The 22,328-nt window shown below is 68.2% G+C and carries 17 protein-coding genes and 1 tRNA gene; 2 read left to right on the top strand and 16 right to left on the bottom strand.

Annotation, left to right across the window (positions count from 1 at the left end):
• Positions 1-107 precede the first annotated feature (107 nt).
• Positions 108-1,931, top strand: coding sequence for a hypothetical protein (locus tag LLH23_18605; protein MCE5240475.1), 1,824 nt, complete (start codon positions 108-110; stop codon positions 1,929-1,931).
• A gap of 12 nt (positions 1,932-1,943) precedes the next feature.
• Here the strand turns inward: LLH23_18605 and LLH23_18600 are convergent, their stop codons facing one another.
• On the bottom strand, positions 1,944-3,083 hold the full coding sequence (locus LLH23_18600; GenBank protein ID MCE5240474.1) for a glycosyltransferase family 4 protein: 1,140 nt from the start codon (positions 3,081-3,083) through the stop codon (positions 1,944-1,946).
• Between the two features lie 411 nt (positions 3,084-3,494).
• Here LLH23_18600 and LLH23_18595 point away from each other — a divergent pair, with 411 nt between their 5' ends.
• Positions 3,495-4,496, top strand: coding sequence for an acyltransferase family protein (locus tag LLH23_18595; GenBank protein MCE5240473.1), 1,002 nt, complete (start codon positions 3,495-3,497; stop codon positions 4,494-4,496).
• Positions 4,497-4,516: 20 nt separating this feature from the next.
• Here LLH23_18595 and LLH23_18590 read toward each other — a convergent pair whose 3' ends face one another.
• The 15 genes from LLH23_18590 to LLH23_18520 all read right to left on the bottom strand — a co-directional run bounded on the left by LLH23_18590 (position 4,517) and on the right by LLH23_18520 (position 22,074).
• Entirely contained in the window at positions 4,517-5,839 is a 1,323-nt protein-coding gene (locus LLH23_18590) for an oligosaccharide repeat unit polymerase (GenBank protein ID MCE5240472.1), read from the bottom strand.
• Between the two features lie 36 nt (positions 5,840-5,875).
• Positions 5,876-6,517 carry a class I SAM-dependent methyltransferase gene (locus LLH23_18585; GenBank protein MCE5240471.1) on the bottom strand — a complete coding sequence of 214 codons (642 nt, stop codon included), beginning with the start codon at positions 6,515-6,517 and terminating at the stop codon, positions 5,876-5,878.
• Positions 6,518-6,556: 39 nt separating this feature from the next.
• Positions 6,557-7,369, bottom strand: a complete 813-nt coding sequence (locus tag LLH23_18580; GenBank protein ID MCE5240470.1) for a class I SAM-dependent methyltransferase — start codon at positions 7,367-7,369, stop codon at positions 6,557-6,559.
• Positions 7,370-7,407: 38 nt separating this feature from the next.
• A complete protein-coding gene (locus LLH23_18575) occupies positions 7,408-8,661 on the bottom strand; it encodes a glycosyltransferase family 4 protein (GenBank protein ID MCE5240469.1) in 1,254 nt (417 codons plus the stop codon).
• 65 nt (positions 8,662-8,726) lie between these two features.
• A complete protein-coding gene (locus LLH23_18570; protein ID MCE5240468.1) occupies positions 8,727-10,271 on the bottom strand; it encodes a polysaccharide biosynthesis protein in 1,545 nt (514 codons plus the stop codon).
• A 275-nt stretch (positions 10,272-10,546) separates the two neighbouring features.
• Complete coding sequence (locus LLH23_18565; GenBank protein MCE5240467.1) at positions 10,547-11,995, bottom strand: hypothetical protein; 1,449 nt, start codon at positions 11,993-11,995, stop codon at positions 10,547-10,549.
• Positions 11,996-12,480: 485 nt separating this feature from the next.
• The gene (locus tag LLH23_18560; protein MCE5240466.1) at positions 12,481-14,325 is read right to left on the bottom strand and encodes a polysaccharide biosynthesis protein; all 1,845 of its coding nucleotides are present in this window, start codon (positions 14,323-14,325) and stop codon (positions 12,481-12,483) included.
• Between the two features lie 392 nt (positions 14,326-14,717).
• Positions 14,718-15,314 (bottom strand): sugar transferase, encoded by a 597-nt coding sequence (locus LLH23_18555; protein MCE5240465.1) that lies wholly within the window; start codon positions 15,312-15,314, stop codon positions 14,718-14,720.
• Entirely contained in the window at positions 15,311-16,468 is a 1,158-nt protein-coding gene (locus LLH23_18550) for a DegT/DnrJ/EryC1/StrS aminotransferase family protein (GenBank protein ID MCE5240464.1), read from the bottom strand. The genes LLH23_18555 and LLH23_18550 overlap by 4 nt, the downstream gene beginning before the upstream one ends.
• Positions 16,469-16,483: 15 nt before the next feature.
• Positions 16,484-17,092 carry a GNAT family N-acetyltransferase gene (locus LLH23_18545; GenBank protein ID MCE5240463.1) on the bottom strand — a complete coding sequence of 203 codons (609 nt, stop codon included), beginning with the start codon at positions 17,090-17,092 and terminating at the stop codon, positions 16,484-16,486.
• Positions 17,079-18,332 carry a glycosyltransferase family 4 protein gene (locus LLH23_18540; protein ID MCE5240462.1) on the bottom strand — a complete coding sequence of 418 codons (1,254 nt, stop codon included), beginning with the start codon at positions 18,330-18,332 and terminating at the stop codon, positions 17,079-17,081. Before LLH23_18540 ends, LLH23_18545 begins: the two co-directional genes overlap by 14 nt.
• Before the next feature lie 64 nt (positions 18,333-18,396).
• Positions 18,397-19,593, bottom strand: coding sequence for a glycosyltransferase family 4 protein (locus LLH23_18535; protein MCE5240461.1), 1,197 nt, complete (start codon positions 19,591-19,593; stop codon positions 18,397-18,399).
• A gap of 255 nt (positions 19,594-19,848) precedes the next feature.
• A tRNA-Ser gene (locus LLH23_18530) sits at positions 19,849-19,934 on the bottom strand.
• Between the two features lie 141 nt (positions 19,935-20,075).
• Positions 20,076-21,194, bottom strand: coding sequence for a hypothetical protein (locus tag LLH23_18525; protein ID MCE5240460.1), 1,119 nt, complete (start codon positions 21,192-21,194; stop codon positions 20,076-20,078).
• A gap of 22 nt (positions 21,195-21,216) precedes the next feature.
• Positions 21,217-22,074, bottom strand: coding sequence for a hypothetical protein (locus LLH23_18520; protein MCE5240459.1), 858 nt, complete (start codon positions 22,072-22,074; stop codon positions 21,217-21,219).
• Positions 22,075-22,328: the final 254 nt, after the last annotated feature.

The raw sequence follows: 22,328 nt of genomic DNA, 5'->3' as shown, positions 1-22,328 counted from the left end.
CGCACCCACGCCCCCCCTGCAGGCCCTCAGCCCATCCTTTGCCTTCATCCTCTGTATCCTTGCCTCTATCCTCTCCATCCTCTCCAACTCAACCCCAGGAGTCCACCATGCAACCATCTGCCGCGATCTACTTCGATGATGATCTCCGTCTCGCCGCCAACCAGGCCGGCGCCAACTACTGGCATGTCTACACTCGCGAGATCTGTATGCAGATGGGCCTGATGTTCCGGGAGCTGTCGCGGAGTCAGCTTGGGGCCAATGAACTGGCCCACTACCGGGTGCTCATCCTGCCCGATCTGCCGGCGAAGTACCTCCGGCCGGAGGAGAAGGCCGTCCTGGCGCAGTGGGTGCAGGACGGGGGGCTGCTCATCGGCTTCGCCACCGGAGGGCTGGCCGACCTGTTCGGCGTCGTGGTCGAGGACGAGTGGCCGCAGCCGGAGGACACCTTCACCCCGGCGGCGACGTTGCGCTGCGTGGATCCCGAACTGGCGCGGTCGGTGATGTTCCCGGGCGATGAGGACATGCCGGTGCTGATCGTGTCGCCGGTGAAGGCGCTCACGGCAACGGCTCCTCACCCCTGCCCCTCTCCCTCGCGCGCCGAGCGGCCGGCGCACTCCGGAGAGGGGAACGACAGGGGCGGCCCGATACGCGAACTCGCCCGCCTCCTCACCCTCCAGGGACGCGATCTGGGGCGCCCGGCCGTCACGCTCCGTGAGGTGGGGGAGGGGCAGGCCGTCTACTTCTGCTTCAACGTGGCCCAAACCGTCTGGGCGCTGCACCACGGGCGGCCGATCCTCGATGACTACGACGGCGACGGCAAGCTGCGCATGTCCGACGGGATGATCACCCGCCCCTTCACCACGCGGGTGCCCTATGCGGACGTGCTCCTGTACCTGCTGCGCAACCTCATCGCCCGGCGGGGCTTGCCGTTCCTGCACGCCCTGCCCCCGACGCCCGACGGCGACATCCCTGACTGCCTGTTCCACTACGGCGGCGATGACGAGCGCCAGCCCGACAACCAGCTCATTGCCTCGGGGGTCATGCAGCGGCTGGGCCTGGGCTACCATGTCAACATCATGCCGGACGTGGCCGGCACCTTCGCGATGAGCCAGGCCGAGGTCGAGCAGCTCAAGGCCAACGGCCATGAGCCCTCGCTGCACTTCAACTTCATAGATGGCGTCACGCACCCCTGCCGCTTCAGCCGCCGCGAGGTCCAGCAGCAGGTGGACTGGTATGTCGAGGCCTTCGGCGAGCTGCCAGTCTGCACCGTCTTCCACTGGACAACCTGGCACGGGTGGACGGAGGTAGCCGAGTGGCTGGCCGGGGCGGGAGTGAAGGCCGACAACTCACGCTTCATCCAGTACTGCCCGCCGGCGAATCCGGTCAACACCGTGGGCTTCGGCTTCGGCACCGGCCTGCCGTTCTTCCACTACAGCGACTGGCGCAAGGACAACGACCGGATCGGGTTCCTGGGAATGCCCATCGGCGGGTACGAGGTGGGCTACCGCGGCGACGAGGTGCAGTTCCACACGATCAAGCAGGCCATTGACATGGCCCGCTTCTGGCACTTGCCGTTCAATCTGTTCTTCCACCCGATCTACCTGGCGCAGTACCCGGCCTGCTCGCAGGGCCTCGAACAGGGCCTGGCCTACATCGCTCGGCTCGGGCTGAAGGTGATGCACTGGGGCAACGACCGGGCGACGCTGTGGTGGCTGGCGCGCAGCGAGGCGAGGCTGGAGGACGACGTGACCGGCTTGCGCGTGCGGTGCGACTGGGAGGACGGCTGCCTCGTGCAGATGCTGTGGCCCCACGGTGACCCGCAGGTCACGGTGGACGGGCATCCGGCGGGCCATGTCATGCGGGAAGAGCACGGCGGGCGCTGGCTCGTCGTGGCCGTGCCTGCGGGGGCACACACACTGGCGGTGGGTTGAGCCCCCCGGCGGTCAGCGCTTGGCGGCCAGCAGCGTGGCGAGACAGTCGCTGAGTGCCGCGGCCCACGCCTCGGGCGTGTAGGCGCTGACCAGGCGGCGAGACTGCTCGCCCATCTGCCGCGCCCGCTCCGGGTCGCGCGATAGGGCGAGCATCTTCCTGGCCAGCTCCTCGGGAGCCAGGGGATCGAAGACGAAGCCACTGACGCCGCGCTGCACCAGCTCGGTGACGCAGCCGCAGCGGTCGCTCACGAGCAGCGGCAGGCCGCAGGCGGCGGCCTCGTTGGCGACCAGGCCCCACGGCTCGCTCAGGCTCGGCAGCACGAGGGCGGAGGCCAGGCCGTAGTAAGTGGGCAGGTTGTCATAGGACTGTACGCCGGCCCAGTGCACCTCGGGCACCCCGTTGGTGGCGACCCACTCGCGCAGTTCGCTCTCCTCGGAACCCCCGCCGACCAGCACCAGCCCCCAGATCCCGCCCTGCACCCGGTAGCGCCGATACGCCTCCAGCAGCGTACGGAGGTTCTTTTCCGGCGCGATGCGGCCCACGAAGAGGAAGTGACGCTCGGGCAGCCCCAGACGCTCCCGGAGGGCGCTCCCCTGCTCGCGCGCTGCCCGCGCCCCGGTGGCGAAGTGTTCATTGTCGGCCACGTTCTGCATCTTCCAGATGCGGTCGGCCGGAAAGCCCAGGCTTTCGGCGTAGACGCGGTGGCGCTCGCCGCCCAGGAAGATGGCATCGAAGAGGCTGCGCACGAGGCGGCCCTTGATCCGCTCCTTGAGCCAGTAGCGCTTGCGGTCGGCGGCGGAAGTCACCAGGAGGAGGATGGAGGGGCGCTCGTGCGACTTGGCCCACTGCGCGGCGGCCCGCATCACCGGCTCGCTGTAACCGGCCACCGCCACAGCGTCAGGCGCCAGGCGGTCCAGGCAGGCGCGCACGCGGACCGTCTGTTCCGTCACGGGGATGTCCTCGTAGACCTGATCGGGGAAGAGGGTCTCCACCGGGAGCGACGCCTCGCCCTGGCCGGACCAGAACTCGTAGACACGCGACTTGGGCGCCACCTCGACGGCGATGACCTCGTCGAGGGCCTGCGCCAGAGCGCCCAGCCGCGCGAGGTGGTAGGGCCCTACGTCCGTGTTGAGAACGGCGATGCGGGTCATGCGACATCTCCTGGGGCCGAAGCAGCGGTAGCGGGCCCTCGCCGAGGGCGCCGACTGCCGTAGGAAGCGGCCCGTCACCACATGAGGTGGCGTCTGACTCTTACCACACGCGCCGGGCTGCGTCAACCGAGGGTGGTTGGCGCGGCCGAAACGCTGCGGCCCTGGCCCCGGTTGAGCGAGAGATGCTCGGCCGGGAGTCGCCGTTGATCACCCCACCCCTCCGCTCCGGCCGTGCCTTGACCACCCGATTGGCCGTGTGCTATCCTCGCCGCGCATGGTCGCGGGGCGGCAACTCGCAGCATGACTGGACGGTGAACTCCACTGGCACAGGAACCGGGAACCGCTGCGGCGACGCCGGCGCAGGGCGGCCCTCCGGGCGGGTACTGGCCCGCCGGGGATGTACTGCGGGTCGTGTCCGCCCTGGCAGTGGTCGTGCTGCACGCCGCCGGGGGAGGCCTCGCGAGCTTCGGGCGCGCCACCCCGGCCAGTTGGTGGTATCTGAACTGGGCCGACTCCGCCGTACGCTGGTGCGTGCCGGTCTTCATCATGTTGAGCGGCGCTCTGCTGCTGGGGCGCGATCCCGACCAGCCCCCCGGCGACTTCTACCGGCGGCGCTTCTCGCGGATTGGCATCCCCCTGCTGTTCTGGTCTGCCTTCTACCCGCTGCTGCTGAGCCGCTTCGGCGACCCCCAGGTCACGATGGGGCGGTTCCTCGTAGACCTCGCCAAGGGCGAACCCTTCTCCACGCTGCACTTCCTGTACGTCCTGGCGGGGCTGTACCTGTTCACGCCCCTGCTGCGGCCCTTCGTGTGCCGCGCCCCGGGCCGGTCGGTAGCGTTCTTCACCGGGCTCGCACTGGTGCTGGCCGTGGGCGATCACTGCCTGCGCGGCTGGTCACCGGACTGGACGCTCACCCCGACGCTGTTCTCTCGCTTCGTCCCCTATGTCGGGTACTACGTGGCAGGCTATGCGCTCCGCGGAGTCGTCCTGAAGACCCCGGCGGTGCTCCTGGCCGCGTTGGCCCTGGTTGCGGCCATCGCCGCAACGGCCCTGGGCACAGCCGGCCTCACCCCGTGGATGGACCCACCGCTGTCGTACTTCTGGTATGATTACCTGAGCCCGACGGTGGTCGTCATGTCCCTGAGCGTCTTCATCCTGCTCTCCCAGCCCGCCCTGACCCCGCGAGCGGGGGGGCGTGTCCAGGGTGCCATGAAGGCCCTCTCCCCGCTCACCTTCGGCGTATACCTGGTTCACCCGTTGTTCATCTCGGGGCTGGGGCGTGTGGGGCTGGGCTGGAACCACCCCAATGTCTGGCTCGGGACGCCGCTGACGGTGGTCGTGGTGTTCCTGTGCAGCCTGGCCGCTACATACGCCCTGCGCCAGGTGAAGCTCCTGAGACTGCTGGTGGGGTAGGCGGGGAAGGGCACGGCCTGCTACTCAGGCTGCGCGCCGGACAGCCACATCTGGCGCAGGCGCTGGGGCACGGCACGGAAGCGCGCGCCGACCCATAGCGCCAGCACCGACGGAAAGACGTGGAAGTACACGAAGACGAAGATGTTGATGCCCCCGTCGCGGCAGAACTGCGGCAGCAGGCTGAGCGCCAGCAGGTAGGGGACGGCGACATGCGTCACGTTGCGGTGGCGCAGGTAGATCTGGTGCAGCGTCGCCAGCACCGCCCCGAACAGGGCCATCTCGATGATGATGCCCAGCCAACCGAAGTCCATGTAGCTGGCGCCCACGACCGAGAGCACTCCCCCCACCCACGCGAAGTTCCCGTACTGGTTCAGATCAATGCGGTTGGTCTCCGAGGGCTTGCCCGGCCAGATGGCCCGCGGGATGGGATAGGTGAACAGCCGCAGGTTCTGCGTCCAGTACGAGTACCCGGCCGGATCGGGGATGATGGTGTGCAGGAAGGCCACGTAGTCCAGCAGGGCAACGTCCCGTGAGACCTGCAGGGGGGCTTTCGCGAGGCTCTGGTTGAGGTTGACCTCCCCGCCCGAGACGACGGCGTCCATGAAGACGCTCCGGGCGACCCCCACCACGCCGAACAGGACGGCAATGACCGCTCCGGCAATCAGCCACTGACGGCGCGGCCAGCGCTCGTGCCGCCGCCACATGTCCACGAATGCGAGACTCAGCGCCCCCACCACGAAGGCCCACCGTCCCCACCCGCGCAGCAGCCGGCCCACCAGATAAGCGACAAAGAGCGCCATGATCCACGGCTTGAGGCCGAACACCGCGGCCCACAGCGCCAGTACACCGCCGATGCCCCCGCTCGCCTGTGTGAGATAGCCCACGGACCCTTCCGCCTGGACCGTCCCCTTCACCGTCTTCACCATGGACGCGGCGTTCGGGTTGAGGTTGGGGTCGTGCCGCAGCGATACCAGACCCAGCGCGATGAAGAAGCAGCCGACGAGGAGCACCAGCCGGGGCTCGTACTTGCAGGGCCTGAAGCGCGCTCTGGCCACCAGCGCGTGCGGTACCAGGAAGCGGTAGCCCAGCCAGAACGCCAGCAGGCCGGCGTCAGCCATGTAGAGGGCGCCGGCCATGTCATCTTCGGAGAGGGAGACACCCATCAGGCGAGAGAGGTAGTCATCGCGCCAGGCATACTGCATCCAGCCGCGCAGGACGAAGCCGACCCCGTGGAAGGCCAGATAGAGCAGCAACGGGTTAGCCAGGCCGACGCGACGACGCTGGAAGGTCGCGAAGACGACCGCCGCATAGAGCAGTGTGGAGAAGATCAGCGCCTCAAGCATCGTCCTGCCAATCCATCATGTCAGCCACCCGCCTGCTCACACCACAAACCAGAGGGTCGTGCTCTCCAGGCCCGTGTCGGTCCAAACGTAGCGCCAGCGGCTGAGCGTCTCGGACACGCGGCCCCATTCGTCATCTTGCGGTCCTGCGCTCGGCGAGCGCGCGCCCGGCGCTCGGGAGGCACTCGGCAGGTACCGTTGGCTGTTGTCCAGCACCAACATGCCGCCCGGGCGCAGCTTGGGCAGCACGGCCAACATGCAGGCGCTACGACACACCCCGTCTACGAGCACGAAATCCAGGCTCTGATCGGCGAACTCGTGCGCCACACCCGCGTAGGGGTCGCACTGAGCCGCGTCGCGCTCATCGCTGACCGGCCGGTACACGTAGTCCACGTTGCCGACGCCCTTCTCGCTGAGCTGCTGGCTCACCCTGGCGAACCACGTGGAGTTGTGTTCCACGCTGCACAAGCGCTCCAGGCGCTGCGCCAGCCACAGCGTGCTGCGCCCCGAGCCCCACTCCAGACCCCGATCGGACGGTCGTAGGTTCGCGGCCAGGATGTCAATGGCCTCCGGGGTGAGCCACGGAGCCTCGGGGTGGCGCCTCTGCCACTGCCAGACGCGCAGCCGGTCAGCCACGTAGGTCGGTGTCCAGTGCGCGATGCGCTTGGGGAGCAGACTCATCGGGATACCTCGCGGACCGCAGGGGCGGGACGCCCCCGCTCACTTCCGGATGCGGAAGACGATGCCGTTGGTACGGACCAGGAACTGACTCCGCCCTGTAGGGTGGGAGAGACACACATCGCCGCGCGACACATGCCACAGGATCGCCTCGAAGGGGTCCATGCAGTTGACCGCGTCGCCATCCGGCATCCAGAGATGCTTGTAGTTCGGCTTCAGGTGTCTGTATCTTAGGCCGATGGGGCGCCGCATCAGGCCCCACTGCGCCGCGCGCCACAGGCGCCGGGGGGCGACTTGCAGCGCGCGCCAGGCCACCGAGTTCAGCACCGGGATGCCGGCTTTGATGAGCTTCCCGCGCCAGCCGAAGTCGCTGTAGGGGCGCTCCGGATAACCCTCGGCGGCCCACCAGCGGCACTGCCAGGCCGGACTGAGCAGCAGCAGCCCACCGGGTTTGAGCACACGCCGGATCTCGCCCAGGGCCACCTCCGGCCCGGGCACGTGCTCCAGGGCATTGATCGTCCAGACGGCATCGAACTCGTTGTCGCCAAACGGCAGAGCCGTGGCCGAGGCCTGGACAAAGGACTTGTGCAGATACGTGCCCGCGGCCGCACTGAGGTCCAGGCCGGTGTAGTCGGCCACGAGATCCTGGAAGTAACCCCGCCCGCAGCCGACTTCCAGACAATGCTTGTCCTCAAGCTCGTAGCGCCTGACGAAGCCCGCCACCTCTGCCCACTTGCAGTGCTGCTCCGGCGCCGCAACCGTGGCGTACTCGCCGTGGGCGTAGCTCACCTCATAGAACTCAAGAGCGGCGTCCGTCCCGCGCTGCCCTGGACTGTGATCTGAGTCAGATGACATCAATGCACCCCACGGAGTATAGCCGCCCTCCCCGCGCCTCAGGAGGCGTTCGCGAGGTGTCGCGCGATCTGCCGTACCTGGCCACCGTACCGTTCCCAGGTATGTATTCGCGCGACCCTCCGCGCTTCCTCCCCCAGGGCGAGGGCCCTGTCGCGATCGTGGTAGAGGGCCGACAGGCAGTCGGCGATCGCAGTAATGTCGCGGATGGGATGGACCATGGCACTGACGCCGTGAGCGAACAGCCCGGCGGCGCCGACGTGGTCGGACAGCACCATCGGCAGACCGCTGGCGGCGGCCTCCAACGCCACTCGCCCGAAACCATCCTGCAAGCTGGGCAGGGCGAACGCGTCGCAGTTGGCGTACAGCGTGTGCACCTGGGCGTAGGGGACGTTGGGGACGTGGTCCACGAAGTCCGCGTACGGGGCCAGGGCTCGGGCCGGCACGTTCAGGAGCCCAACCAGCCTGAGCTGCAGCGGGATCGTGGCCCGCAGGCGCGCGCACGCCTCCAGCAGGTGGTACAGGCCCTTGTTGGGCGTGATGTTGCCGACATACAGCACCGTGAACTGTGGCCCCCGCGGCCGGGGCACCACCTCGAAGAACCGCCCATCCACGCCATAGGGGCAGACGATGGCCTTGGCGCGATGGCGCTCGGGGAGGCTGTCCACCACTTGCGCACTCCCGGCGACGATGGCGGTCGCCCAGTCCATCTCCCTGTCGGCAATGTCCAAGCTGGACAGGTCGGAGATCTGCGGACGCCAGTCAGGCGGCGCGAAGTGAGCCTCCTCCTCGTAGAGCGTCCGCTGGTAGGCCAGGGTACAGGTCGTCTGGTCCAGGACACACGGAATCCCCTCCCGGCGAGCCCCGCGGAAGGCCTCGCACGAGGCGCCGTTGAAGCCCCACAGCAGCGAGGGGTGTGTCTGCGCGGCCAGGCGCGCGACACGCCGGGCGAACGCCACGTTGCCGATGAGGTTGAGGCGCCGGGATAGGGGCCCCAGACCCATGCGCCGCGCGATGGTCTCGCCCCACTCCCACGAGCCGAAGGTCTTCACCAGACGGGGGTCCAGGTCCGGGTCGTAGCGACGCCGCGCCTCCCGCTCCAGCAGCGCGCGCAGGGAGGCCGGGCAGTGGCGCAGAGCGCTGTAGGGCAGGCGGTCGGCCCGGTAGAAGATCTCGGTGGCGTACCAGGCGAGCATGTCCTCGGCCTGGAGCGCCTTGGCCGTGAAGTACGAGTGTTGGGTTCCGGGATGGAAGAGTCCTACGGATACCCGCGACCCTTCGTACTGCGCTGTCACTTGCCGTCTCCTCTATTCGTCGGGGCGCAGGGACGCCCGAGCGGGCGTCTGGGGAGCCCGCAACGCTAGGCCCCCCCGCCGAGCTCTGGCCCGACACTGTCGGTGACCGCCGCCGCGGGCCGGGCCAGGATGATCTGGCGCAGCGTCTGCTGCTCGGCGGGACGCAGACCGAGGTAGTATGCCGCGGCAGCGTACACCGCGGCGACCGCCGCGCCCACTGCCGCCAGGCGCGGCAGCGACATCACGTTGAGATGGCGACTGACAAACCACGCCAGCGCGGCCACGAGCGCCGTTGCCAGGGCAGAGACCATCGTGTCGCCGACGAAGGTCAGCCAGGGCCGCTCCATGATGCGGGCCGTGTATGCGGGCACCACGATGGCATTGCGGAAGGTCAGCACGATGGCCCCGGCCAACGCCACGCCGTACATGCCCCAGTGCAGCGGCCCCGCGAACAGCACCGCCAAAGAGACATTCACGCACCCGAGTATCAACGTGGCGATGCCCATCCAGCGCACCTTGTTGTAGGTCATCTGCGTGAACAGCAGCGGCCCGGTGGCATGGTTGACCGCCAGGTGGAAGGTCATCAGCACCAGCAACTGCCACAGCGGAGCGAAACTCGGCCCCAGCCAGGCATGCAACAGCGGGTACGACAGGCCGCAGATGAGACCGACGGGCAGGGCCAGCACCAGCCCCAGCAGCTTGGTGCTGAGCTTGGAGATGCTCACCAGGCGGGCGAGATCGCCTTCGGCGTAGGCGGCCAGGAGGTTGGGGTACACCAAGGCCGGCAGCATCCCTGCCATGGTGCGCAGCAACACCGACCACTGCAGTACCGCGCCGTACGCGCCTCCCGCCTCCACACCGACGACCATGTTCACCACGAGCAGGTCGGCGTTGAGGAACAGCAGCGACCCCAGGGAGTTCATGGACAGCCAACCGCCCATGCCGGTCAGGGCCCGCAGGCGCGTCCGGTCGAAGGCCCGGGGCGAGACGTGCAGTTGGGGCGTCAGACGCCGCCATGCCAGGATGCCCGCGGCCATCATGGCCACGCCCCCGACCGCGAAGGACACTCCCACCTGCCAGAGCCGAGCGCCCAACCAGCTGAACAGGATGATGGTGGCCACCACCCGCACGGCCGGGTATGTCGCCTCGATCAGGCTGTTGATGTCCAGGCGGTTGCAGGCAATGCACGAGGAGACGAAGGGGTAGCTGTCCACGGCGAGCAGGAAGGCCAGCATGACCCCGCCCAGCAGGATGCGCACCTGGGCCTCGCTACCCGGCGGGATCGTGAGGAAGAACGGGGCGGTCGCCACGACGACGGCAACGGGTACGAGCAGGCCCGCCGCCAGCATCAGGCCACCGAAGAGACTCGTGTTGAAGGTGCGGTTGGCCGCCGCGAAGTCACCGCGCGTCAGCTCAATCGTCAGGTAGCGCCCGACGGCGCCGGTGAGCGCCACCGTAATGATGCCCATGTAGGCGGTGATCTGGTTGGCCAGCGGCACGAGGCCGTACATGGCCAGGCCGAGGTGGCCGATCAGGTAGGGGGTCAACCAGAGGCCGGTCGTGACATGGACCGCGAACAGCGCCAGGCGGGCGAGGACATTGGAGCGCATCTGCCCGGCTGATCTGCTAAATAGCTTGGGCGCGTCGGGGGGAGCTGTGGGGCCCTCGCCGGAGGGTGTTGCCTCGCTCTGTGATGGGTTGTGGTCCGGATCTGAAACCATGTGCGGCTCCACTCACGCATGCCCGACGCCCTGACCTGCCGGGATCAGCCCCGCAGTCCGGGCCCCTCTCGCCTGGCCTCAGGCCACGGCAACAGCCCGTCAAGAACACCGCCGCGGCACCTCCGCAGCGCCGCTCGCAGCGGCGTTGTCGTGGGTGAGGTCCCCTACGCGTCTTCCGGCGGAGCGAAGAGGCCGGACCGGTAGCCGCGGGCCAGACTCAGTACGACGAACAGGAGGATGAAGACCAGGATGGCGGACCGGGTGGTGGAGGGGGCGGACTTGCGCAGCGGCGGCTCTGCGCGGTCGAGCACCTGGAACTTCCCGCTGCCGGTGCGTTGCTCCTCGATGCGTGCCAGTTCCAGCCGCCGCACGATGGTGTCTAGCAGCTCGGCCTGCATCTGGACCTGTCGTGACAGGTCCACGTAGTCACGTGTAATCGGAGGCAGGTCCTGTATCTGCGCCTGCACTGTGGACAGCTCCGCACGGGCCATGCCGTCGCGAGCCCGCGCCGCGGCCACCGCGATCTCCGCCTCCACACGCTTCTGCACCAGCGCGTCGTGGACCGGGTTGACCCCCTTCACGACCTCCTGCTGCACGGTCTGGGCCAGGCCGGCAAGCTGGCTCTGCTTCTGGCGCACGGCCTCCTGCAGCTCCGTCACATCCGGATGGGTGGCGAGTTTGCCGGAGGACAACTCGGCCTGGAGCCTGGACTGCAGGCTCATCAGGTCCTGCTCAATCGTCACAATCGTCGGGTTGCGGGCGCTGACCGCGCGCTCGATCCGCATGGCGGTCTCGGCCGGGAGCTCGGTCCGCACGGCCTGGAGAGTCTCCTGACTCGCGCGCAGCTCACCCTGCACCTCCTGGACGGCTTGCGTGGCCGCCTTCATGCGGCTGCTCAGGAGGTCCACCTGGGCGTCGGGCGTCAGGAAGCTGTGCCTGCGCTGCAGGAGCAGCAACTGCTGCTCGGCCTCCGTCAGGTCATGCAGCGTGCGCTGCTCGCGCTGCTCCAGGAACTCGCGGGCGCTGCGTGCCTGGCTGACGCTGGACTCGGCGGTGTATTCGTCCAGGAATTCGAGCGCGTCGTTCGCTATGGCCGCGCTCATCTCCCGGGCCTCTTGGGGCGTAAAGGGCACGTGCCGGCCGAGCCACATGCTCAGTCGCGGCCCGGCGGGACAGCTTACGGTGATCTCCATGCCCACATTGCTGCCCTGCCCCAGGGCGCCCATCGGCCCCATGGTCTTGACGGCGATCATGCGGCGCAGCCGCTGGTGCACCCCGTCCTTGTCCTTCTGGTAACGCTTCGTAAGGCCGTAGCGGGCGATGAGCTCCGACGAGAACTTGCGGCTGCGCAGGATGGGCTCAAAGCGCTGCAGGGGTGAGCTGGCTGCCAACATGCCGAACGCCCCACCACCGGCCACGCCGGCCGCACCCGCCGCCCCCAGCGCCTGGAGGCTGCTGATGGGGTCGGGCTGGTCGCTCATCAGCAGGGAGGCCTTGCTCGAGTAGACCTGCGGGACCAGGAGATAGACGCGAGCGCCCGTGAGCACGGCGCCGGCCAAGCTCAGCAGTGCGACACGTCGCCAGGTGAGCCAATCCAGGAATCTAGGCAGCAATTGAGCCGGACCTCCCGGTCTGGAGTGACGCCCCGCTCCTGTCGGCACGAGGCGTTCAGAGGCCATGCCTGTGGCATGACCTCCCGGCCAGACCCCCGCTCGCAGACGCAAGACCACCCGCCGGGCCACACCGGTGGCCTGCTCGTCAGAGCCGGTGAACGGGTGCTCTCAGTGGAACCTGCTCCTCGGGTCCGCCCGCGGCCCTGGCCGGTCTGCCGCAGTCCCCGAGGCACCCCTTACGCTCCCACAGTCGCGGGGCACGGGGCTATTCGACATCCCCATGGGCAGCCCCTTCCTGCCCGGCAAAAAAAAGGAGGGACTCCAGCCCTTGCCGGGCACAGCCCACAGCCTGCAGTCACAGCATGACGCCTGCAGGCGTGCCGGTGTTCCGGACGAACGCGACGCTGATGTCGCTGAGACGGTGGAACTGGGCGGGGTGCTGAGACAGGCACCAGCAGGAGCGGACAGCACGTGGGACGGCTGACTCAGGCGGAGGCGGCCCACGTCTTGTAGGGGCGGACCTCGCTACCCGTCAGTTCGTTGAGACCATCGCAGGCAGCCTGCTCGTCCTCCGCGGCCACAGCAGCCTCCAGCCCATCAATGTGGCGGCAGACCACCTCTGCCGACAGCCCGGCCCCGCTGTTGCCGACCCGCAGAATGCGCTTGTCAGCCGTGGGCAGCAGCTCCTCGTCGGCGTAGGTGAGCGTCTCGTGGAGCTTCTCGCCGTGCCGCAGCCCCGTGAAGCAGATGGCCTCGGGGTCGAAGGGGTTGCCGCCGTGCAGCAGGATGAACTCCTGAGCAAGCTTCATGATGGAGACGGCGTGGCCCATGTCCAGCAGGAAGATCTGCCCGTGCGAGCCCAGGGCCCCGGCTTGCAGGACCAGGAAGCAGGCTTCGGGGATGGTCATGAAGTAGCGCGTGGCCTCGGGGTCGGTGACCGTCAGCGGTTCACGCCGTCGCCACTGGCGCCTGAAGATCTCCAGGACGCTGCCCTCGCTGCCCAGGACATTCCCAAACCGGACACAGATGAACTGCGTACGGCGCAGGGGGCGCGTGATGAGCAGCAACTCCGCGGCGCGCTTGGTGGCTCCCATGACGCCCCCCGGAGCGACGGCCTTGTCCGTGGAGATCGAGACGAAGCGCTCGACGCCGAACTCCTCGGCGGTCTCGGCCAGCAGGCGGGTGCCGCCGACGTTGTTGCGCACGGCCTCGACCGGCTCGCGCTCCATCAGGTACACATGCTTGTGGGCCGCGGTATGGAAGACGACCTGCGGGTGATACTGCTCGAAGACGCGCCGCACGCCGCTGGCGACGGTGATGTTCTGGATGATCGGGATCGTGTCCACTTCCGGGAAGCGGTGCCGGAGGTACAGGTAGATCCAGTGGATGCGGTTCTCACCACGCCCCAGCAGCAGCAGGCGCGCCGGGCGGCACTGACAGATCTGGCGGCACAGTTCCGAGCCGATGGAGCCGCCAGCCCCAGTCACGAGAATGGTCTTGCCCCTGAGATACTCGTCCCGTAGCTGCACGGCGGAGGTCGGGGGTTCGCGCTCCAGGAGGTCCTCGGCCAGCACCTCCCGCGAGATCAGGTGCTCGTTCTCGATCATCTCCACCATCGGCGGGATGGCACGAGCCCGGACGCCGGCCTTGCTGCAGGCGTCGTAGATGGCGCGGATCCGGTCGCGGTCGTCCAGCGCCATGGTCAGCACGACCTCGTCCACGCGCCACCGCCGGACGATCTGCGGCAGGTCGGCCAGCGACCCGAGGACCTTGGCTGCGCCGATGATGAGGCCTCGGCGAGTCGGATCGTCGTCGAGGTAGCCGACCGTCTGACACGCATGGTCGTAGAGACGGTCGAGCGTCGCCGGCAGGGCGCACTCGTCCGGCCCGGTACCATAGACCAGGACCCGCCGGCTCGTCTTGCCGTTGCCGTTGGTGCGCGGGAGGAGGGGGCGGATGACGCGCCAGCCCAGGCGCGCGCTACCCACGAGGACGATGCTGGTGAGCCAGGTGACATACCAGACGACGACCGGCAGGCTGGCCCCCAGGAGCGTGGCCAGGGCATAGGCGGCCAGAACGGCGGCGCTGGTTCCGGCGACGATGGCGATGGCTGCCCCGGCGCTGGCGTATTCCCAGATACGGCTATAGAGGCCGGCGAAGTAGTGACACAGGGGCACCGCGGCCGCAATCAGGCCCATGGTGATGCGGAGCGTGTGCCAGAGGGAACCAAACTGGCCGTCGTACAGTAGTACGGCGGCCACGAGCATCGCCACACACACACAGGCGACATCAATCAGCGCCAGCAAGACACGCCAGGGCGACACGCTCATGCGCCATGCTTCCTTCTGACGGGAGACACATCTCCGCCACCCGTGCGACTCGACCGCACCAGAGCTTCACCCCGTTCCCGTCACAGCCTGGCCCCCGGCACACAGCAGATGAAACCGAACGATACTCCCCAGCGCGCCTGTCAGCAGCAGCCAAGCCAGCACCGGGACGGAACCCGGCGCCACGGCCGCGATGGCCTGTCAGGATCAGCGAGGCAGGGCGAGTGCGATTCGTCTGAGGCCGAACGGAGTGCGCTGCAAGCGATGCTGATGATGCCTCTGCCCTCACGCCAAACTATATGGGTTCCGGCGTGAATTGTCAATACGAGGCGGCCGGCGGAGGCACCCGGTAGAGCCACGCCGCCCTACCGCCCGGACCGCTCCTGACAGCCGGATCAGCCGGCCAGGCGCGCCAGGGTGCGCAGGATCACCAGGAGGTCGGTCAGCACATTGGCCCGGGCGCCATACTCGAGGTTCAGACGGATCTTCTCGGGCATGATCTCGCTGATGTAGGCCTGCTCGGGGTCGGTGTGGGTGGCGAGGATCTCGCTCTCGTTGCGGTACTTGATCGAGGCGGGGTCGGTGATGCCGGGCCGCAGGTCCAGCACCTGCGCCTGCTCGGGGGTGTAGAGGCGCACATACTCCTCCACCTCCGGCCGCGGGCCCACGAAGCTCATCTCGCCGCGCAGCACGTTGATGAGCTGGGGGAGTTCGTCCAGCTTGGTCTGGCGCAGGAAGTGCCCCACCGGCGTGATGCGCGGATCGCGCCCGACTGTGAGCGACTTGCCGATCTTGTCGGCGTTGACGACCATCGTGCGGAACTTCCACATGCGGAACGGCTTGCCGTGCCAGCCCACACGCTGCTGCTTGTAGAACACCGGGCCCCGGTCGCGCAGCTTGATCAGTAGCGCCACCACCGCGAACAGGGGCGAGCACAGCACCAGCCCCAGGGCCGCAAAGACCAGGTCGAAGGGACGCTTGAGCGGTCTCATCGCCGGTGCTTCCCCACGATGTCCAACACCGCCTCGGCCACGCGGGCGACGTCGGCGTCGCTGATCCCGGCGTTCAGCGGCAGGCTGATCAGGCGCTCGTAGTTGCTGAACGCCACCGGGAAGGCGTCCGGCGCGAAGCCGTACTTCTCCACATAGTAGGGGTGGATGTGGATCGGGATGAAGTGGACGGACGTGCCGATCTGGCGGGCGCTCAGCTCGTCAATGAACTGGTTCCGGCTGATTGACAGGGCGTCGAGGTTCAGGCGCAGGGCATACAAATGCCAAGCGTGCTCCACCTCGGGGCGGCATACCGGCGTCTGCAGGGCCTCGCAGTCGGCGAAGGCCCGGTCATAGGCCCCCACGACCTCGGCACGCCGCTGCTGGAACGCGGGCAGGCGCCGCAGTTGCACGCGCCCGATTGCCGCCTGCAGGTCGGTCATGTTGTACTTGAAGCCCGGCATGACGACCTCGTAGTACCAGCTACCGCCCTTGCCGTAGCGCTTCCAGGCATCGCGGCTCATCCCGTGGAGGCTGGCGATGCGCGCGCGGTCTATGAACTCCGCCGGGCCGGTCAGCATGCCGCCCTCGGCCGTGGTCATGTTCTTGGTGGCGTAGAAGCTGAAGGCGGCGGGATTGTCCGACGAGCCGATGAGACGCCCCTTGTAGCGGGCGGACACCGCGTGGGCGGCATCCTCGATGACGTGCAGGCCGGCCGGCTCGGCCAGGGCGGCGAAGGCGTCCAGGTCCACCGGATGGCCGCCATAGTGCACCGGCAGCAGGGCGCGGGTGGCCGGGGTGATGGCGGCCGCCACACGCTCGGGGTCCAGGTTCAGCGTATCGGGCTCCACGTCGGCCAGCACCGGCCTGGCGCCGACATGCTCGATGGCGTTGACCGTCGCCACGAAGGTCAGCGGCGTCGTGATGACCTCATCGCCCGGGCCGATCCCCAGGGTGTCTATGGCCAGGTGCAGCGCTGCCGTGCAGGAACTGAGCGCCAGGGCCGCCGGGGCGCCGTTGGCGTCGCGGAACTCCTCTTCGAAGGCGCGGGTCTTGGGGCCCGTGGTGATCCACCCGGACTTCAGCGAATCCACGACCTCGGCAATCTCCTCGTCGCCAAGCTGCGGCGGCGAGAAGGGGATGAAAGTCTCGCTCACTTCAGTGTTCCCCTTTCACAGGTCCAGGAGGTACTTGTTGAGGACACGCCCTCCGTGGGCCGTGATGGTGCCGGTCAGGCGGTAGCCCTGGCGCTGGTAGAAGTCATTCACGCGGTCATTGCCGTGCGCGTCTGTCGTCAGGTACACCCCCTGACAGCCACGCTCGCGGGCCGCGGCGACGAAGGCCTTCGCCAGTGCCTGCCCGTAACCCTTCCCTGAGGCCGTCGGGCAGACCCCGATCGAGGTCAGCTCAGCCACCCCCGCTGGCGGCCGCTCCTCCTCGTCGCCGGTCCGGCGAAAGTTGGTCAGCACCCTGGGCACCGACCAGGGGCGCCGCAGCAACGTCGGCAGCATCGCCAGCCCGAACTGCACCTTGCGGTCCCGCAGCTCCGCATAGAACGCCGTCGGGTCCGAGGACCCGGCTACGAAGCCCACGGGGCTCCCGTCCTCGGCCTCCACGACCCACAGCACCCCGGCCGGGCTCCGCAGCACGAGATCGTAGTACCGGCGCAGGAAGCGGGGCCCCAGTTCGGTCAGGAAGAACCCGACGAAGGCTTGCTGGTGGATCGCCACGATGTGGTTCAGGTCGGTCTGGGTAGCCGGGCGCGCCTCAGGTGGGGTCACAACTGGTCGCCTCCTGCGTCGCCGGGCCGGCCATGCTCTGGCGGAAGACCTCGTGGTACCGCCGGGCCACATGCTCCAGGGTGTAGCGGTCCTGCAGGGCGGAGACGGCGTTGTGCCCCATGGCGGCCAGCCGCTCAGGGTCGGACGCCAGTTCCACGATCAGGTCGGCCAGGCGACCCGCGTCACCGAGGTCGCACTGGACCCCACACTGGGCCTCGCCGCACACCCGCGCGACTTCCGAGCCCTCGGCCAGAACGGCCAGCGTCGGTCGGCCGGAGGCGAGGATCGAATAGAACTTGCTGGGTACGCCCAGGCCCTCGGCGCCCGGCTCCAGGGTGACCAGCGACAGGTCGGCGGAGGCCAGTAGGTCGCTCAACTGCTCCCGCGGCACAGCCGCAATGACCCGGACGTTGCTCAGGTTCCGCGTCGCCACATGCTCGCGCACTTCGTCGAAGCGCGCCCCGCCGCCCACCAGCGCGAAGGTGATCTCAGGATGGCTGTCGCGCAGCGCCGCCGCCGCATCGAGGATGTCCTCAAAGCGGTGGTAGGGACCGAAGTTGCCCGCGTACAGTACCACGAAGCCCGTGAGGCCATGTTCGCGGCGGAACTGCGTCTGTTTCTCCTGCGGGCTGATCACCTGAGGGTCGGCGAAGCTGGTGATGACCGCCACCTGCTCGGGCGGCAGGCCATAAGTGTGGACCAGGTAGTCCTTCATGCAGCGCCCCAGGACGATGACGCGGGAGGCATGCTTGAGCCAGCCGCGCTGCAGCCGCCGCGCCAGTCGGACCAGGGCGCTGCTGGCTGGCAGCTCGCCCAGGTTGACGCCCAGATCGGGGAAGAGGTCGGGCACCAGATACACGTACGGCGTGCCGGTCAGGCGGTGGTACAGGTCGGCCACGAAGGGAAGGGCCGGCGGACAGGACAGGACGACCAGGAGGTCATAGCGGCGCCGCCGGGACAGGAGCTTCCCCAGAGCGGCAAACGAGAAGCGGATCCCCGCCAGCAGGCGCTTGAGGGTGGTAGGCTGCTTGGTGCGAGGGGTGCGGACACGGTGGATGCGGATGCCGTCCCACTCGCTGTAGGCCGGGAAGCGCGCGGCGCAGTCGCCGTACGAGTTGCAGCTCGTGATGACGTCGAACTCCACGCCGAAGTCGTCGGCCAGGGCGCGGGTGATCTCCGACCAGACCTGGGGCCCGGTGGTGTCAGGGTGGAAATACTCTCGCAGCAGACAAGCGCGCAATACTGATCCTCCGAGTGTCTCTCGGGACCGGGGGCCCAGACGCCCCGTCGTCCCGCCCAGCGCTTCAGCCGCGGACCCGGGCGATGACACGATCGTAGATGTCCATGAGCTGCCGGTGGTTAGCCTCCGGCGTGTACAGCTCCTGCCAGGCGGCCCAGGCGCCCTCCCGCCAGCGGCGCCACTGCGTCTCGTCGGCGGCCAGCATCTCGCGGAGCGTGGCCTCCAGCGACGCCGCGTCACAGGGGGCAAAGAACCGCCCCTCGGCCTCGTCGTGCAGCATGGACAGGAAGGCGCCATGCTGGGGCACCAGGACCGGCGTGCCCGCCGCCATGGCCTCCAGCAGCACCAGCGGCATGCCCTCATACCAGCGCGAAGGCAGCACCAGCAAGCTGCTTTGGGACACGATGGCCATCGTCTCTTCCCGCGTGCGGCGCCCGGCCCACAGCAGTGCGTCCGAGTCCGGGTAGGCTTGCTGCCAACCCGGCAGGTCTGGCCCGTCGCCCACCAGGACCAGCTTCCAGCCCGTGGGCGCCAGACGCTGCCAGGCTTCCAGGAGCAGGTCCACCCCTTTGGCCCTCACGATCTGCCCCACATACACGACCTGGCGGTGCCGCGGTGCGGCCGTGTCCACCGGCGTGGCCGGGGCATGAACGAAGTTCGGTTTGACATGGATGCGGTCGAGCGGCATCCCCGTCCGGACCATGAGCTGCTTCTGGAACTCGGTCAGGACAATGAAGCCAGGCACCCGGCGACGGTATGTCCCCAACCACTGGTGCGCCACCTGTGTGCTGGCAATCATCAGACCGGCGCCCAGCGACTCGGCGTACCGGCATCGGTGCCGCAGCGCCGCCCACGGGAAGCGGCCGACGCAGGCTTCGCACGGCGAGCCATCGCGGCACAGCAGGGCGGCGGCACAGGTCGTGCGGTAATTCTGCAGGGTCACCACACACGGCGTCTGCAGAGCGTTGAGCGCCCAGAAGATGCTGGGTGTCAGCCGGTGGAAGGTGTTGTGGACATGCACGATGTCCGGCTGCACCCGCCGCACGGTGTCCGCCATCTGGTGGTACGAGCCCGCCGACCAGATGGCCTGCAGACCCGCCGCCGCTGCCCGCACAGGTGAGCGCGGCGGCTCCCCGTTGAAGACCTCGAGCTGCTCGACATCATGCCCGAAGTCCCGCAGCATTTGCCGTTCGCTATCCACCGTCGTGTCTTCCCCGCCCAGACCGGAGCGATAGCGGTTATGTACCTGCAGTATCCTCAACGAATTCCCCTTTTTCGCCGCCCCAGTGCCGGCACCAGACCTCGGGCGCGTGCCGCGGACCGTGCGGTCCGTTGTGCATCCAAGCCCTCCGACGGTCGGCGCACCGCCGTGGTTCCGCCTGTACCCGGGCATGGCGCCATCGCCCCGGCCACCTGCCCAACGCTATTCCCGATGGACCGGCCTTTCTCCTCCCCGAGCACCCGTGGGACGGACGCCCAAAACGGCAAGCCACCCGTAGCGGGTGGCCCAATATCCTGGCGGAGAGAGAGGGATTCGAACCCCCGGAGCTTTCGCTCAGTGGTTTTCAAGACCACCGCCATAGACCACTCGGCCATCTCTCCGCGTTCGTCACTACTATAGACGAGCCATGCACACGTGTCAAACCGCGGTGGGGGGGTGGCAGGGGCGCTCCAGAACGGCCTCGCTCCGCCCCCGGGAGGGGCGGAGCGAGGGAGGCGCGACCGCAGGGGAAACCGCCTCCGCTAGTCGAAGGACACGGTGCCCAGGTCGAAGGTGGAGGTCTTGCTGACCCCGCCGTCGAGGTAGGTGGCCGTGATGACCACGTGGCCCGAGGTCGTGCCCTCGGGGATCCGGTACACGACGGTATAGGCCTGCTTGATGTACTCGTCAATGCCCAGGGTAGTCAGGTCCACGCTGCCGCTGGTGGGCAGCTCAGCCCACTTGCCGCCAGTGCCGTTGTGCGTGCGGTAGGCAGCCGGGCCGCCATCGGCCAGCTCGCGGATGTCCCAGCCGGCCCAGCCGGCGACGGCTTGGGGCTTGACGCTCGGGCTGTTGGCCGGAGCGGCCTGAGCCGCCTCAGCGTCAGCCCAGTAGGAGGTGTAGTCCGGGCTCACCGCGTGGACGACTCCGGGCCAGCTCTTGAGCGTCGCGAGCACCTCGGAGCCTTCGTAGGGGCAGAAGGGGGCGCCATCGGGGCGTCCCTCGTCGGCCGGGTCGGTCGGCCCATCGCTGCGCTGGTGGGCGCCGACATCGGTGAGGACAATGAAGTGACGCGCCGCGCCAGCCGGCCAGCGCATTGTCGAGCGGGCCTCCATGAGCGCCTTGAGCGGGTTCTCGGGGGCATCCCCGCCGCCATTGGCCGAGATGGGCGCCAGCCACTCTTGCAGGGCCGTGATGCCGGATGCGACCTGCACCAGCGTGCGCTCCCCGAGGTCCCCAAAGAAGTCCCACGTGTTGGGGCCATCGGAAGGTGTCGCGTCGCCAAACTCGATGCCCGACCAGGTGACGCTCACACCGGCGAAGCTCGCGGCGAAGGCTGCGATGCTGTCAACGACGCCGTCAATCTCGCCACCCATCGAGCCCGTGCTGTCCACCACGAAACAGATCGAGATGCCAGCGTCGCTCGCGGGGATGGCGTCCAGCACCGTCGTACCAGTCCCATTGATGGTCACTGCGAAGTTCGACACGCCCAGGCCATCGGGCAGCAGGTCGCCTCCGGAGTCGGTCGTGACGGTGCTCCGGGCCTGGTCAGCACCGCCATCCGGAGAGGGCAGGGCCGGCGAGGATCCGCCGGAGCATCCCGCCAGTACAACGGTCAGCGCCAGTAGAGCAGCGCCGAACAGTGCGAGTTCTCTTCTCATCTGTTGTCGCCTCCTGTTCCTCTCAGAATGTGGATGTCGCCCGCAGGCCGAAGCACACGGAGTTGTTGGGGGTAGCCAGCAGTGACGTTGCGGGGGTCGGGCCGAAGGCGTTGGAGCCAAAGACCGTCACCCAGCCGTTGCACTCGGGGAAGAGCAGGCAGGACGCGCCGACGCCCCATACCACGGCGCGGTCCACGAGGTTGGTGTCCTCGTCGAGCGTGTTGTCGCCACTGATGATCGGCGTCACGTCGGCCAGGAGCACCAGGCGCTCGCCCATCTGCTTGCGCAGGCCCACGCCGATGCCGACCACGGTGCCGAAGCCTTCCACGGTCTGGCTGTTCGTGGCGACGACGTCGTCCTTCCACGCTGCCAGCTTCGGGTTGATGATCCACGTCCACGAGCCGTACTGACGCTCACACACCACGCCGAAGGTGCCGACCATGTCGCCCCAGTCGGCGCTCTCGCCGGTGTCGGTGTTGGTCGCTACGGCGCCCGAGGTGATCATCTCAACGCCCGGGTTCAGCGCGATCTTCCAGTTGGTGTCTCGCACCTGCCACCCGGCGTCCAGCGCGAGCAGTTGCAGGTCCGTGGCGCGCACGGCCCCGCCAATCGGGTCCTCACCCTCGGTGTCGTTGTCCAGCCACGTCAGCGACCCGTCCAGCTTGTCGGCCACCTTGCCGGTCAGCCCCAGGGAGTAGGTCTGGTTCCCGTTCCCGTCCCAGTACCTCATCTCGCCAGAGCCCACGTTGGGTCCCTGGTACACGACCCCTGACCTGAGGTTCACCGTCCCACCACACTGCGCCATCGCTGCCTGGGTGGACACCAGAAGCAGCATGACGCCGGCCGCCATCAGCCACGGTCCCGGCCTTGTCTTGAACATCTGCGCTCTCCTCTCCGAAATGGCTCTCCAAACCCACTACCTGACCCCCGTGTGAGGGGAACCCCCTCTCGGTCAGGCCTATTCGATGGCAATCACAGATGAACCTTCTCGAAGAGGGATATTTCTTGTCCTTCTGTGTCAGTGTACTGTCAATATGGTATGTGGGCGATACATGGCGAGCGACAGTCGCTCCTGCCTGCCGAGCGCACACCCGGGGGAGACACAGACGCGGCTCCCGCCAGGCGGGAGCCGCG

The sequence above is a fragment of the bacterium genome (assembly GCA_021372615.1).
Lineage (GTDB): Bacteria > Armatimonadota > Zipacnadia > Zipacnadales > UBA11051 > JAJFUB01.
This window is presented reverse-complemented; position numbering and strand designations above follow the sequence as displayed.

Coding starts and splice junctions, on each gene's coding strand:
- LLH23_18605 (MCE5240475.1), top strand. CDS start 108: ATGCAACCATCTGCCGCGATCTACTTCGATGATGATCTCCGTCTCGCC.
- LLH23_18600 (MCE5240474.1), bottom strand. CDS start 3,083: ATGACCCGCATCGCCGTTCTCAACACGGACGTAGGGCCCTACCACCTC.
- LLH23_18590 (MCE5240472.1), bottom strand. CDS start 5,839: ATGCTTGAGGCGCTGATCTTCTCCACACTGCTCTATGCGGCGGTCGTC.
- LLH23_18585 (MCE5240471.1), bottom strand. CDS start 6,517: ATGAGTCTGCTCCCCAAGCGCATCGCGCACTGGACACCGACCTACGTG.
- LLH23_18580 (MCE5240470.1), bottom strand. CDS start 7,369: ATGTCATCTGACTCAGATCACAGTCCAGGGCAGCGCGGGACGGACGCC.
- LLH23_18570 (MCE5240468.1), bottom strand. CDS start 10,271: ATGCGCTCCAATGTCCTCGCCCGCCTGGCGCTGTTCGCGGTCCATGTC.
- LLH23_18560 (MCE5240466.1), bottom strand. CDS start 14,325: ATGAGCGTGTCGCCCTGGCGTGTCTTGCTGGCGCTGATTGATGTCGCC.
- LLH23_18555 (MCE5240465.1), bottom strand. CDS start 15,314: ATGAGACCGCTCAAGCGTCCCTTCGACCTGGTCTTTGCGGCCCTGGGG.
- LLH23_18525 (MCE5240460.1), bottom strand. CDS start 21,194: ATGAGAAGAGAACTCGCACTGTTCGGCGCTGCTCTACTGGCGCTGACC.
- LLH23_18520 (MCE5240459.1), bottom strand. CDS start 22,074: ATGTTCAAGACAAGGCCGGGACCGTGGCTGATGGCGGCCGGCGTCATG.